The sequence below is a fragment of the Bacteroides sp. D22 genome (assembly GCF_000163675.1).
Taxonomy (GTDB): domain Bacteria; phylum Bacteroidota; class Bacteroidia; order Bacteroidales; family Bacteroidaceae; genus Bacteroides; species Bacteroides xylanisolvens.
On record NZ_GG774832.1, the window covers coordinates 25912 to 39956 of the forward strand.

Annotated in this window: 16 protein-coding genes and 1 pseudogene; 10 read left to right on the top strand and 7 right to left on the bottom strand. The window is 43.0% G+C overall.

Annotated elements, in window-relative coordinates:
• From HMPREF0106_RS01130 to HMPREF0106_RS01110, 5 genes are all read right to left on the bottom strand, one after another.
• Nucleotides 1-486, bottom strand: a 486-nt coding sequence (locus HMPREF0106_RS01130; protein ID WP_232286799.1) for a P-loop NTPase fold protein, incomplete at its 3' end; no start/stop codon positions are given.
• A gap of 96 nt (nt 487-582) precedes the next feature.
• Nucleotides 583-1131, bottom strand: a complete 549-nt coding sequence (locus tag HMPREF0106_RS01125) for a hypothetical protein (protein ID WP_009041193.1) — start codon at nt 1129-1131, stop codon at nt 583-585.
• 73 nt (nt 1132-1204) lie between these two features.
• Complete coding sequence (locus tag HMPREF0106_RS01120) at nt 1205-2128, bottom strand: hypothetical protein (protein WP_009041194.1); 924 nt, start codon at nt 2126-2128, stop codon at nt 1205-1207.
• A 45-nt stretch (nt 2129-2173) separates the two neighbouring features.
• A complete protein-coding gene (locus HMPREF0106_RS01115) occupies nt 2174-2800 on the bottom strand; it encodes an SMI1/KNR4 family protein (RefSeq protein WP_032851662.1) in 627 nt (208 codons plus the stop codon).
• A 113-nt stretch (nt 2801-2913) separates the two neighbouring features.
• The gene (locus tag HMPREF0106_RS01110; protein ID WP_009041196.1) at nt 2914-3342 is read right to left on the bottom strand and encodes a hypothetical protein; all 429 of its coding nucleotides are present in this window, start codon (nt 3340-3342) and stop codon (nt 2914-2916) included.
• Nucleotides 3343-3578: 236 nt separating this feature from the next.
• On the opposite strand from HMPREF0106_RS01110, the gene HMPREF0106_RS01105 reads away from it, so the two are divergent.
• The 10 genes and pseudogenes from HMPREF0106_RS01105 to HMPREF0106_RS01060 all read left to right on the top strand — a co-directional run bounded on the left by HMPREF0106_RS01105 (nt 3579) and on the right by HMPREF0106_RS01060 (nt 13047).
• Entirely contained in the window at nt 3579-4553 is a 975-nt protein-coding gene (locus tag HMPREF0106_RS01105) for an ArdC family protein (protein ID WP_009041197.1), read from the top strand.
• Between the two features lie 70 nt (nt 4554-4623).
• Complete coding sequence (locus HMPREF0106_RS01100) at nt 4624-5274, top strand: hypothetical protein (RefSeq protein WP_009041198.1); 651 nt, start codon at nt 4624-4626, stop codon at nt 5272-5274.
• Nucleotides 5275-5316: 42 nt separating this feature from the next.
• Entirely contained in the window at nt 5317-5526 is a 210-nt protein-coding gene (locus HMPREF0106_RS26520) for a hypothetical protein (RefSeq protein WP_009041199.1), read from the top strand.
• An 11-nt stretch (nt 5527-5537) separates the two neighbouring features.
• Nucleotides 5538-6086 (top strand): SLOG family protein, encoded by a 549-nt coding sequence (locus HMPREF0106_RS01095; protein ID WP_009041200.1) that lies wholly within the window; start codon nt 5538-5540, stop codon nt 6084-6086.
• A gap of 149 nt (nt 6087-6235) precedes the next feature.
• Nucleotides 6236-7948, top strand: a complete 1713-nt coding sequence (locus HMPREF0106_RS01090; protein ID WP_009041201.1) for a ParB/RepB/Spo0J family partition protein — start codon at nt 6236-6238, stop codon at nt 7946-7948.
• A 109-nt stretch (nt 7949-8057) separates the two neighbouring features.
• Complete coding sequence (locus HMPREF0106_RS01085) at nt 8058-8660, top strand: hypothetical protein (protein ID WP_009041202.1); 603 nt, start codon at nt 8058-8060, stop codon at nt 8658-8660.
• Nucleotides 8657-8878, top strand: coding sequence for a hypothetical protein (locus HMPREF0106_RS01080; RefSeq protein WP_009041203.1), 222 nt, complete (start codon nt 8657-8659; stop codon nt 8876-8878). Before HMPREF0106_RS01085 ends, HMPREF0106_RS01080 begins: the two co-directional genes overlap by 4 nt.
• A gap of 381 nt (nt 8879-9259) precedes the next feature.
• Nucleotides 9260-9702 (top strand): annotated as a pseudogene (locus HMPREF0106_RS01075) (JAB domain-containing protein).
• A gap of 782 nt (nt 9703-10484) precedes the next feature.
• Nucleotides 10485-11972, top strand: coding sequence for an AAA family ATPase (locus tag HMPREF0106_RS01065; RefSeq protein ID WP_009017685.1), 1488 nt, complete (start codon nt 10485-10487; stop codon nt 11970-11972).
• Nucleotides 11956-13047, top strand: coding sequence for a hypothetical protein (locus tag HMPREF0106_RS01060; RefSeq protein WP_009017684.1), 1092 nt, complete (start codon nt 11956-11958; stop codon nt 13045-13047). Before HMPREF0106_RS01065 ends, HMPREF0106_RS01060 begins: the two co-directional genes overlap by 17 nt.
• 237 nt (nt 13048-13284) lie before the next feature.
• Here HMPREF0106_RS01060 and HMPREF0106_RS01055 read toward each other — a convergent pair whose 3' ends face one another.
• A complete protein-coding gene (locus HMPREF0106_RS01055) occupies nt 13285-13716 on the bottom strand; it encodes a DUF3872 domain-containing protein (protein WP_009041205.1) in 432 nt (143 codons plus the stop codon).
• A 26-nt stretch (nt 13717-13742) separates the two neighbouring features.
• Nucleotides 13743-14045, bottom strand: a 303-nt coding sequence (locus tag HMPREF0106_RS01050; protein WP_009041206.1) for a conjugal transfer protein TraO, incomplete at its 5' end; no start/stop codon positions are given.

Here is a 14045-nt window from a genome sequence, read left to right on the forward strand (position 1 = left end):
CGAAAAGTAATTGATGTATCCCAACAAGGTTTCCAGTTTTACATCACATCTTTCAAGGTCGTCAAAAATCAGAATCTTGTTTCCTTTTATTTCGGAATTTTCTTCTTTCAACAACAAAATGGAGTCCAAGTCACAGGTTACACTTCCTTCATCCTTGCCGTCACCGTCAATATCGTATTTCAAAGCGATTTTCGAAGCGGCTTTTAATATATTCTTGGCAAGTTTCATTCCCTTGCTGTACAACCACGGGGATATTTCCTTGTTGATTTGTTCTGTGATTTGCTGGGTAGTGGTCAAACCGTATAAAGACACATAAATAGGCTGCCATTTTAACTTGTCCGCATCTCTGTTATTTTTCAGTTGCTCCATCCATTGGCGGATGAAAAACGTTTTGCCGCATCCCCAAGCGCCTCGCAACATGATGGTATATTGCGGATCGGGTATTTCCGCATATTCATTTAAAAAGGTGAGTATGTTTCTATTCATAACCATGTTCATTAGAGGTTTCAAAGTTACGGAAAAGAGTCGTAATGTTCGGCAACCTTCCGCTTGTTCAGTCGGCTTGCTGTTTGTTATAATCAATCATATCACCGAAAAATCATTAATAGGCTTATAAGAGTATTTCACCCTAAAGCCTTCATCATCCCAGTTTCGGGCGGCGATAATCGCATGTGTCAAATCCAGCCGATATGTTTTAAGGCATGATTTGATTGCGGATACAGCCCGTTCTTCCTCCACGACTATACAATAAATATTCAATTTGCCGTTATCTATTGCAAAACTTTCGACTACACCTATACCTCGCCAGCCCAAATGTTCTTTTAGATACTCTGAAACTTTGTCTTTTAACCATTTATCCCGTTTGTTTCCATCCTTGCTTTTCAATAGATATTGAACTACTATCGTACATAATTGATTTTCGGACAACTTTGTATATCCTTCACTCGCACATACATTACTAAAATCCTGTAAACGTATAGCTGCTTCTTTCTCTGTCATACTTGTTTTCGCAATAGTTCCAACATATCCAACTTTTCCAGAATGCTCAATTAGAACCTTATCGGCATTTTCATACCACATTTCCTTGTAGTATAGACCTTTTGTTTCAATTTGTTTATATAGCGTTATCATGATATGATTGGTTATAATGTTTTGTAGCGTTCCGCTTTAAATGTTTCATCTGTTTGTCAGCAATCTTGTTTTTTTACCATATACCAACTTCACAAATACCCTTGAATCTATCTAATACCATTCCGTTTTTTTTATCACTTCCCAAATTTACACTTATATGCTTGAGGTTAGGAAGATTTTCAGGAATTATATTATCCAATACATCAAAAGGCAATTGTAATAGTAAGTTTTTTAAATTCTCGTGATATAAAGGAAAACTTTGTAACCGTTTCATATTGGCAAGAGACATACCGGTTAAAGAATGAAGGCTGCTTAAATCCGGCATTTCTTCAACATTGCTAAGTCCGTCTAAACCAATAGATCTTAGTTCTTTCAAGTCCAATAAAAAATTAAGATTCAATATTTTCGGAGAACGGTATATATCTATGCTTCTTAAATTTGGTGCCTTAATACCTAAATGTGTCCCATCCTTTAAATTAAAACAAGTTAATGTTTCCAAGTTTGGTAAGCAGGACAACATGTTCGAATCTAACCCTTTTATTTTTAATCGTTTCAGTCTGTTCAGCTTGTTCAATGTAGGATATTGATATTTCGTTATAGGATAAAAACTCATACAGAGTTCTTCCAGTTTCTCCAATGAAACAAGTTCGTCAATACAGAGTTTATTATCATATAGTGCATCAATAACTATACTCCTCAAATTTCTGAATATTGAAATTCCTTCAATTGTTTTCAGAATATTCTCGGTGTAATTATACGATTCAACTCCTATTATATTGTCACTTATACATTCAAAATAGGAGAAAGCAATCAGATTGTTGTTATTTGAACGCATTACCAATGTTACTTCTGTCGTTTCATTGATTATAGCTTCTTTTAGAAGTTTCAATTTCTCTATGTCAGGTTGTTCTTCTATCAACAATCGCAACTTATTATCTTCATTCTTTAATCCGATAATCTGTTCTTCTGTATATTGATTTAATTTTTCAATGAACATATAATTTGTATTTACAGGGTTGCTAATGTTTGTCAGCGTTCTGCTTTAAGCGGTAGTGCTGTTTGTTAGTGATTCATTTATGTTCTCAATTTCCATATCAAGAAAGGTTACATACCATTCTATAAATGATATTCTTTGCCCATCTTTTAATTTCGGTACAAGTCCACTATAATCAGCTCGTCCATCAAACCAAATATGTCCTTTTTCATTTCCATTCACCACCAATAGAAATGTACATCCATGTCCGAAATGACTTATTTGCAGACAGCCTGCAATATGTGCGGTACTAATATACGCATTAACAATTTCCGTTTCCGGGTATCCCTCGTTCCAATTAAAGGAGGTTATCCATTCTTCATTCCAACTATCTTGATATGGGAATTTTTCATTCAAGGAAATATTAGGTTTGTCTCTTAATTTGAAATCAACAATAGCTTTATCAAGAGGCAATAATCCATATCCCGGTCCAAAACCTCCATTTCCTATTTCAGAAATAAAAGTTCTGTAATCATCAGGAAGAGTTATACAATGTTTATGCTCAAACTCCTTAATATCTTCTTCAGATAGACAAGGATTATAAGATACCTCTTGTTCCTTTACTCCAAAAGATGCAAATTCTTTATGGCGTCTTATGAAAGCCAATTTTTCTAATATTTCCTTTTTTTGATTCATAATCACTAACATGTAATTATCTACATTTTCCGCTATTATCTTCGCTCAATTACAAATATATATCATAAGGGCAAAACTTCGGAATATTCGGTCTTCCTTTTTTCAAGGTATGCTTAAAAGCAGTTCTGCGGGTGGTTGTTTGGGCGTTCCCCTTCGGGTCGGGCTTTCTGCTGCAAGTCCTCGCTATGCTGTGGGCTTTCCCCTGCAATCCCTAACGTGGGTGAAAGGGCTTTCACTGTCTTGCGCTTGCACCTTGGCGCACGGGCTGTCCCGTCCCGGCGTCCGTTTCCGACCATTCCGGCAGGCTGCATGGCCGAAGCCGGACATCGGGGCGGAAGGACAAACGGAACACGTCCGTCCGTGCCGCCCGAAAGAGTTCCCCGGCGTTTGTCCGGCAGCCGGAAGCTGACCGTCCTCCCATATACTTCTCCCGCCCGTATCTCCTTGCCTTGGGAAACGGGCGTTCCCGGCTCTCCGGAAGGCTTCTTTTTCCCGCACCCGGCAAGTAACTTACCATTGAATGGAATAGACTGACAGGGCATTTTTCCCTAAGCTGATTGGAAAAACATTGACGAAGGTAGGCGGAGGTGAAAGCAAATCCGCAAAAAATGCCAAATCTCCACCCTGCGGGTAGTATTTACCATTTTTTCAGATGGTTGCAATTCACCTTTTCCGCTATCAATGATGGTCAATGTTCTTCCCAATCAGCCAAGGGAAAAAAATTGGTTGGGGCGACAAGCGATGAAAACAGAGTAATAACGATTAAAATTTGTGAGTTATGGCAACAACGAACAACACTATCGAAAAGATTGCACCGATGTTCACCGATTTGTTAATCAAGAAAATCGAGTGCTTGAAAACGGATTGGCAAAAACCGTGGATTGCGAGCCTTGAACAAGGTTTGCCCCGCAACATCAGAGGGACGGTCTATAACGGCGGAAATGTCTTGATGTTATTGTTCTACACCGAGTTTATGAAATTCACTTTGCCCGTGTTCCTCACGTTCAACCAAGCGAAGGAAGAGGATTTAAGTGTTTGCAAGGGCGCACGCTCGTTTCCCGTCTATTATTGGTTTAAGTTCGTGGTACACAAGGAAACGAAAAAGACAATCAAGTACGAGGAATACCGCAAGCTGCCCGCAACCGAGCAGGAAAATTACAAGGTCATCCCGCAGATGAAGTATTACAATGTCTTCAACATCGACCAGACCGATTTTGCCGAAAAGCAGCCCGAACGCTACGAGCGTATGAAAAAGGGGGAGCAACCCGAAGACTATTCGGACGGGATGATTTACGAGGCGTTGGACGAGCTTGTCTATCTGCAAAATTGGTATTGCCCTATCAAGGTGCAGTATTCGGACAGTGCCTACTATTCGCCCTCTTCCGACCATATCGTTTGCCCGCAGCGTGAGCAGTTCCCGCAGGGAGCGGAATATTACGGCACACTTCTGCACGAGATGGCGCACAGCACGGGAAGCCCCCAACGGCTGAACCGCACGTTCGGCAGCTTCTTCGGGGATGCGCTCTATGCCCGTGAGGAACTTGTCGCCGAACTTACCGCAGCCCTTTGCGGTGCGTTCTTCGGCTACGCAGCCGCACCGCAGGAGAACAACGCCGCCTATCTGAAACACTGGCTCACCAAGCTAAGGGAAGAACCCGCCTTTTTGGTGGAGATATTGGGGGACGTGAACAAGGCGGCGAAGATGATTGCCGACAAGGTAACCGAACCGATAAACGAACCCGCAGCAGCCTAAGCGGGACAGCAAAGGAACAAGAGTATAAACCAACGGGCGGAGCAGTCCGCCCCACTAAAGACATAAGACGATGAAAACATTATCGGAAAAGGAATTTAACGGGTTAAACATAAAAGCTATGTTTACCGAGAAGGTGGAACAGGCAAAAAAAGAACTGTCTCCACTCATGCAGGAGGTAAGGAAGTACATACCCCAAGCGGAATACGGCTACCACGTGGTAAGCGGTGAATACCCCGCATTTTACGGCGTGCGCATAGAGTTCACGTACAACGGCATCCGTTTCCATGTGTACAAGATAAACAAAGAGAACAAATACAGGATAGCCACCGACATGGAGCATTTTGAGTATGTCAACCGCTACGACATCGAAAGGGCGGGTAACCAATATGAAAAACCGTGCAATATCGGCGTGTTCACCGCCAAGAAAATAAACGATTGGATAAACTACTGCACGCAGATATACAGGCAGGTGGAGCAGGAAAATGCGGAGAACTCGAAAAAAGTAGCCGACTTCTTGAAAAGTATCGAGAACGAACCCGTAAGATGGGAAGGGAGAAACCGTTCAAAAGGGACGATAACCCGCAACGGCTTGCGCTTCACGTTCTACATAGAGGAAGGACACCTCTCTTTTGAACTGTCCCTAAGTTATCGGGGAACGGCTGATTATGACACTTTCCGGCTGATAGCCGATAACCGCTATATCCCGAAAGGGAACTGTTAAAGAACCACGGGTGGAGCAATCCGCCCGACAATACCCAAGAACATGAAAACGACACCCGTTTACAAACTGATATATCGCTTAATCCTTTGGGCTTCGGTGGTTTATTTCCTCACCACCGCCGCAGGGCGGTTTTTCGCCTTGTCGCTTGTCGTGGCTCTGTTTTACTTCGTGGCACGGCTTGTTTTCGCCCTTGCGTGGCGGCTGTTTGTCGGCTTCGTGTTCGTACTGATAATCATTCTTTTAATATTCTAATATTTACCGATATGGAAACAAGGACATTGACAGAAAACGGAACACCCGTTAGCAAGGAAAAGACGGTAGCCTTTTCGGGACACCGCACCAACCGTATAGCCAAGTTCACGGCAGACCGTGAGAAACTCTTCAGGGAGGTGGCGTTCGATACATTTGTAGCCATCGAGAGTTATTGCATCAAAAAAGGCTACGACACCTTTTTGTCGGGAATGTGCGAGGGCTTCGACCTTATCGCAGCAGAGGAAGTCTTGAACCTCAAAAAGGAATACCCGCATATCCGGCTGAAATGCGTTGTCCCCTTCAAGGGACAAGCCGAACGGTACACCCAAGCCGACAAGCGGCGTTATGACACCATTTTGGCGCAAGCCGATGAAGTGGTAACCTTGCAGGACGGATATACCGAGGGCTGTTTCTTACGCCGTAACGACTACCTTTTGGAAAACTCCGCTTTTCTGATGGTCTATTACGATGCGGTAGCCGTGGGCGGTACGTTCTACACCCTCAAACGGGCGGTAGAGCAAAAGAAGAAGTTCGCGAACGTATGCTATAACCGCAGGTAGCCCGCAAGGGCGGATTTTCCGCCCGCTACTTTCTTTCGTGAGCCGGAGCGGGGAAAGAAAGATAGCAAAGAAACCGATTGCCCGAACGGGACGGTTTGTCAAAAATCAAAAAGAACAATTAGAAACAATTAACTTAAAAATAACGGATTATGAAGACAAAAGCAAATCAATCAGCAGCAGAGAGAAACATCACGATGGTAGCGTTGGCAGACATTCAGCCGAGCGGTTTCAACCCACGCAAACGCTTCGATGAAACGAGCCTTTACGAGCTTGCAGAGAGCATCAAGCGGCAGGGCGTGTTGCAGCCCATCACCGTGCGACCCATTGGCGGGACAGACCGTTACGGGATTGTTTTCGGGGAACGCCGTTACCGTGCGTCCGTCATTGCGGGCAGGGACGAAATTCCGGCAATCGTAACCGAGTTGTCGGACGAGGAAGCCGAGGAAATGGCGATTACCGAGAACTTGCAGCGCAAGGACGTGACACCCGTGGAGGAAGCCGCAGCCTATCAGCGGCTTATCGAGAGCGGACGCCACACCGTGCAGACCTTGGCGCAACTCTTCGGAAAGAACGAGAACTACATCCGCACACGGCTGAAATTCACCGCCCTTATCCCCGAAATCGCCGCCCTCTTGGATGCGGATGAAATCACCATCAGCGTGGCGGCTGAAATCTGCCGATACGGGGAGGACATTCAAAAGGAAGTGTACGAGAAGCATTTGCAGGACGAGGGAACGTATAACAGTTGGCGGGGACTGAAAGCCACCGATGTCGCAAGGCGCATCGAACAGAACTTCACCACCGACCTGCAATACTACCGCTTCGACAAGACCGAGTGCGCCACGTGCGCACACAACACCAATAACTTGCTGTTGTTCCGTGACGGCGGGTGCGGGCATTGCGCCAACCGCACGTGCCTCGCTGAAATGAACGCCTCTTTCCTCATGGAGCGAGCCGTGCAAATCATGCGGAACCAGCCGGAGGTGTCGCTCTGCCGTGACCGCTACACCGCCAACGAGACGGTGGTAGAACGGCTAACCGCTTCGGGCTACGAGGTGGAGACCCTTGACAGGTACACCGCCTTTCCAAACTGCCCCAAAGAACCCAAAGCCGAAAATTTCAACGACCCCGAACGCTACGGGGAAGCCCGTACCCGCTACGAGCAGCAATGGGCGGACTACATGGAGCAGGAGGAGGAAATCACCCGCAGGAGCGGAGCGGGGGAAATCACCGTCTATGCCAAAATCGGGCAGAAGGAGATTACATTCTGTTACGTGGAGAACGTGACAGAGACCGGGACGGCGGACGGAACGCCCGCACCCGCACCGCTCTCACCCGTGGAGAAACTGGAGAAGCAGGACGAGCGCAACAAGGAAATCGCACTCGAACGCACGGTGGAGGACACCAAGAGACAGATTCTCGAAGCCGACATCACGGGCGGCAAGTTCAGTGCGGACGAAGATACCATGTTGTACTTCTTCCTTCTGTCCTCGCTCCGGAAGGAACACTTCGCAGCCGTGGGGATTGCGGAAGACAAGCCGTATATCACGGACGAGGACAAGATGGGGATTATCGGAAACCTCACCGTGAGGATGAAGACCATCATCCGCAGGGACTTCCTTGTAGCCAACTTCAAGGGAGCGTGCGGGAACAACACCGTGGCGACCCTCTTGCTTGACTTCGCACGCAGGCACATGCCGGAGGAACTCGCCAACATCGAAAGGGAATACAACGGGGTGTACGAGAAGCGTCACCAGCGCATCGAGGAAAAGAAAGCCGTCCTCTTGGTACAGGAACGGGCAAGGGAGCGCAAGGTAACGCAACCCGAGGAACAACCGCAACCCGAAGAGATTGCAGCCTAAGGACAAAGGGCAGGGCGGAGAAATCCGCCCGCTACTTTCTTTCGTGAGCCGTGGCGAAAAAGAAAGATAGCAAAGGAACCGATTTTTAAACTTTCAAATTTTCAAACTTATGCGAACCGTACAGAGAACCTATACACTATTCGGCATTGCGGAACTGGAGGACGAAGTCCGTCAGAGAGCCTATACCGACTGGCTTGCCAAGGGAAACGATTACCCGTATGCTTCCGAGAACTGCGACACGCTCGAAGCCTTCTGCAATCTTTTCCGCATTGCCTGCACCAATTACCGTTACGACAGTTGTACATACTATTACCGTTTCTATACCAAGCACGAGACGGACACGGAGGAACTTTCGGGCGTCCGCTTGCTGGCTTACCTCTATAACAACTTCCATGCGGAGTTGTACAAGCCCAAGGTCTATTGGACGAAAGACCGCAAGAAAAGACGCAGGAGCCGTATCTCCGTCACTTGCGAATGTCCCTTCACGGGCGTTGTGTCGGACGAAATCATCTTGCAGCCCTTCATGGACTTCATGCGCTCGCCCGACAGCAGGAATTTCAAGGAACTCATGCATGACTGTCTGGAAAACTTCTTCCGCTCGTGCCGAGACGATTGCGAGTATTGCGAGAGCGAGGAATATTTCACGGACGAGAGCCACAAGAATAATTGGGAATACCTTATCGACGGGACACTTTTCAAGGAAACGGCATGAAGCGGGAAATCAGACAGAACGGGAAAACCGTCCTTTACAGCGAGGACGGTCATAGCATCCCCATGATATTCAACAACCTTGTCGGAAAGAACCTCAAAGGCAGGGAGTATTCGGACTATATCGCTTTCGTAGCCATTCCCGACATGGGGTTTACCTACGGGAAGATAGAGTATTATTCGGACGGAAACCTAATCGCAACGGGGGAAATCAAGCCATAACATCCCCCCTCTGTGTTTCATCGCCGGAAGTCCGGGACGGGTAGCGATCCGCCCGGACTTCTTTTTTTACCCGCCCGTGGCAACCCCGACCACCCCGACATTTCGGACGCACTTCTTTTTCTTTCGGTGAGCCGTGGGCGGGAAAAGAGAAAGAAGCAAAAAGAAACCCCTTGACCCACCGGATTTTTTAGCCAAGCTCCACACTCATTTTTTAGCAAATCTACGGGGAAAAACGGACAAGTGGCAAGGCTGAACCTGACGGTTTTGCGCGCAATCTCCACACCTTCGGGTCGTATTCCACGCAAAAGCCTTGCATGAAGTCCGTTCTTTCCCCGTACCCCAAAGCAAAAAATAAATGTTTCACTTTTAATTTTTTGCATTATGAATACACTGTCTTTCCCTCAAATCACCGTAAGTTACAAGGACGCTGACGCATCCAAGAGAGTTAAATCCACTCTTCCAAGGAGTCTTACGACATCCTCAAGACCTTCTACGAGGACTGTATGCAGCACCACGAGGAGTGCTGGGCGATGTACCTGAACGGCATAGGCAGGCTGCTGGGCGTCTCGTGCGTCTCACGCAGCGGCATGAACAGCACGGTGGTGGACATACGCATCGTCCTCCAGACGGCTCTCGTCTCCCACGCCTCGGGAATCATCCTCTCGCATAACCACCCTTCCGGCTCGACCGTGGCGAGCACGCCGGACAACAACCTGACCAGCCAGTTGAAGAAAGGCTGCGAGGCAATCGGCGTACAGCTTTTGGACCACATCATACTGACCGAGGACGCCTATCTTAGCTACATGGACGAGGGGATGCTTTAAGCGTCCCCTTTTTTATTCGCCATCCGTTTCGCACTTCTTTTCTTTCGTGAGCGGGGCGGGAAAAGAACAAGAAGCAAAAGAAATCTATAGTAAACCATTATAATATATATCAAGAATTCAAATGGTAAGACCTTTCCTATGGTTGCTATCCACTAATATATTGACAATATGCAAATGATTATATGAATAGATTATCCATGACAGACGAAGCTCCTTTGCTGTCATAGATGCTTACTTTGTAGATAAGAAATGGATATTAGATTACCTTGAATATCAACTATTATATACAATTTCCTCCCTTTAATCTTTTTGTTATTGTCAATTCCATTTTTGTAATCTACGTAATGAGCTGCCTTCACGCTTTGGGAGTCAATGATATTCATGCTGGGACTCTCCTTGCAATCGGATATAATTCCGACATTAGGATGTAGATTATCAAGAAGTTCTTTAATCACAATCATTTCTATTTGCTAGAGAGTAATGCACACTTTTCCAAGGTGTGAAATCTTAGGGAAGCATACGCTGCTAACAACCTATTTTGAGAAGATAAAAAGAACTGCATCTACAATATACCGGAGGGAATATTTTCGTTTTTTCTTGTGGCTTAGTGATTTTTTCTATAACTTGCCATTGTTTATCAGTGAGATTGCTTGAATATTTTTACAACTCATTCGTTTTGAAACTATAAAGTTGTAAAAATGCTCTAATGAATCTACTGGTTTATAATGTTTTAGTTGGTTGCGTAAAGCTATTTTAATAACTTTTAATTAAGTTGTATTACAATGGACACATTAAGACTCAAAAATTATAGATGCTTCACCGATACTGGTGATATAGACTTTCGACCTATTAATTTTTTAGTAGGAAGTAATAGTAGTGGAAAGAGTTCATTTATTAAGATGTTCCCTTTGATAAAACAAAGTGTAGGTATTAAAAGGAATGGTGTTTTTCTTTGGTATGGTAATGAGGTTGACTTTAAGGATTTTGCCAATGTTATAAAAGAGGGACAGTCATTTCTAGAAATAGAATTTCTTGTAAAAAAGTTCCGTATTCCTCAAAGGGGATTTCTTAAAAGTATAGATGAAACAAATCTAAAAGTCAACATGAGATTATCTCAAAAAGATAAAGATTTTGACTATTTGGAATCTCTTACAATATCTTTTGAAGATCAGAAAATTAAAATTTATTACAATCCCAAACGCTCATCTGTAAAAATTGAAGTGAATGGAATTCCTACAGAGGAAGATTTTGATCGTGTAATTGCGACAGAAACAAATAGTTTATTACCAAGATTATTATTTATTTCCAAAAATGATATTGCTGATGATTATCCTATGTGGTGTGAGACTAAGTTAAGAGAGTTGCAATTTACAAGTTCTTTTTCTCAGTATAGAAAAATATCAAGATCTTTGAAATTAGGTAGTAAAGAAGATGTTGTCAATTATATTACAAAACAATTATCTGTTGAAGACAAAAATACTCATATTAATAAATTATGGTTGAATAATATTTACTTATTGCTACATATTAATAATATTATAGATGGTATAAATCTAAACCTATTAAGTCTTTCGAATAACATTTCTTATGTTGGTCCATTACGCGCTACGACACAAAGATATTATAGGTTTCAAAACTATGCAGTAGAAGAAATAGATTCTGATGGGAAAAACCTTGCAATGTATTTGTATAATCTTGACAAGGAATCATTAAATAACTTCAAAAATTGGACAAGGAGATTGTTCGGTTTTGAAGTAGAAGTGTCTTCTGTGAATGGAAACATGGAATTGATTATAAATGAAGAAGGAAAAGAAAAACACAATATGGTTGATGTTGGTTTTGGCTATACACAAATATTACCAATATTAGCAATAATTTGGAAGACATTGTACAAAGATTTTGCAATAACAAACTATAGTAGAACAACTGGTCGGAATCAATACATAGTTGCTATTGAACAACCAGAGTTGCATCTTCATCCTCGTTTACAGGGATTATTTGCATCAATGCTTGTTACAGTAATTAAAGAAGCAAAAGAACAAGGGAGAGATATTCGTTTCATTATAGAAACGCATAGTGAAATTATAATTAGTCGTATTGGTCAAATGATTGCTACTCATGAATTCAGTAACGAAGATATCAATGTTTTTATATTCAATGCCGCAAATGAAGGCATGCAAAATTATATAGAGAAATCATATTATTCTGAAGATGGACAACTAATAAATTGGCCTTACGGTTTCTTTTCTGATTATGTATTTGAAGATTGAATCTGATATAATTGAGGAAGCTCTTAGCAAAGACAATGAAGTTGCTATAGATGTTTTAAGACAAGCCGCTCTTGCTATTCGAAATGGTAAACACGCAATTATAATACAGTATGCTGATGTAGTTAAATTATTGAAACATAAAGGAGTGTTTTCTAGATATGAATTGGCAGCATTTGACAAAATTGGGAAAATATATACCCAATTAGGTTCATTAACTAGTAAAATGAAAGTAAAAGCTTTTGTAACATTCAGTAAACAGACCCAACGTTTGGAAAATAATATTTTTATAAATCCTATCGAAACAAGAGGATTTGAATTTTTTGAGGAAACACATTTACTTACAGAAAACCTTGAAGATGCTTTTTTCTTCAAAGCATTAACAGATTATTATCAAAGAAAAGAACGCATAAAAGCATGTACGATATGTTCATACAATTTAATGGGTGGAGGTAATACGACCAATAATGTTATTGAATATGAGAAAAAATTGAAACAACATTTTGTTTTTTCTGTGGCGGATAGTGATTTTCATTTTCAAGGTGATAATCATTTAGGAGAAACTGCAAAGAAAATCCAAGATAGTTTGGCTGACAATCCTTTTAATTGTGATTTTTATGTAATGAATAGAGTATGTGAAGTTGAAAATTTGATACCATATGAATGTTTATGGAAAAATAACAATTTGCGTAATCACTGCATTATAACGAATCATCGTAAATTTGATATGTCTTTTTTTGATATGAAAGATGGAGTACATATTCAATATCTTTATAGTGATACTGCTTTTAACTATTGGAAAAGTGAATTAGCTAATCATGTACTTGCTAATAAGTTTAAGCCTATTGACAAAGAGCGAAAAAGAAGAACAAAAGAATCTTTTAGAAAGAATTATAAAGATCAAGTTGTAATACAAGGATTTGGAGTACATATATTAGCGGAAAGCTTAAAACTATTACCTCAAATACATCCTGTTGTTACAGCAGAACATTTAACACCAAATCAAGAATATGAATGGTATGAAATAGGAAAACACATATTTAATTGGTGTTGTTGTTATAGTAAAATGATTGTGTAATTTTCAGATGTAACAGCCAATAGGTTTTTATAAGATATTTACAAAGACGCATCAAAACTAAAATGACTACTTTCAAAAGTTATAGATATGTAACTATAACAGTTAAAAGGGTTGTATCAAACTCTGTATTAAGTAATGATACAACCCTTTCTATAGTCTTTTAGGATGCTCAAATTTCAAATTATAAGTTCATCTTTTTAAAAATTGAATTTTGACACCTTTGTTGTAATTTTAGGACTATTTCTTTTCATTGTCCACATTGAACGAAAATTCCAGCTCGACCGCCTGACCGTCCGAGTCCTCCACCCAGACGGTGAAGCCGCTCTGTTCGTCCGACAACGGGGTGTAATAGAGCCGGAACGTCTCTTTCTCCAGCGGGTAGCGGTCATTGGGCAGCAACGCCGTGCCGTCGTCCAGTTTGAGCGTGCCTTCCCCGTCGAAGAGGAACCAGCGGATCGTGTACCGGGTGTCCTCCCAGCGTCCTTCCCGTTTCAGCTCGCACCGTATCTCCGCCGTCTCGTTCACTTTCAGCTCCTTCGGGACGGGCATCGTCTCCACCGTGAACGGGTATTTCGTCTGAATGTCCAGCCCGTCATTACAGGCTGCGACCAGCACGAGGGCGGCCACGATGTAGCAGCCCGTGAGCATTTTATAAATCATTGTCCTCATATATACATTATTATATTATATAGCAGTTATCGAATCATAAAACGTATTCCCACGCCGACCTGCGTGTGGAATTTCCCGCAGTCGCCGCCGAACAGCACCCGTTGGCGACCGTTTACCAGCAAGACAATCTTGTCCGTCACGTAGGCGGACAGCTCCAGCGTGAGCGCACCCCCGTAGATGAAATTGTCCTCATCCGTGAGCCGGGAGCCGTCCGGCAGCAGGCTCTCGCCCCAGTTCACCGTCTCGTACCCGGCAAGGGCGGACAGTCCCAGTGCGGCGAAGAACGTCTTCTTCCGGTCGGAAAGGAAGTTCAGGTAATAGCCGCCCTC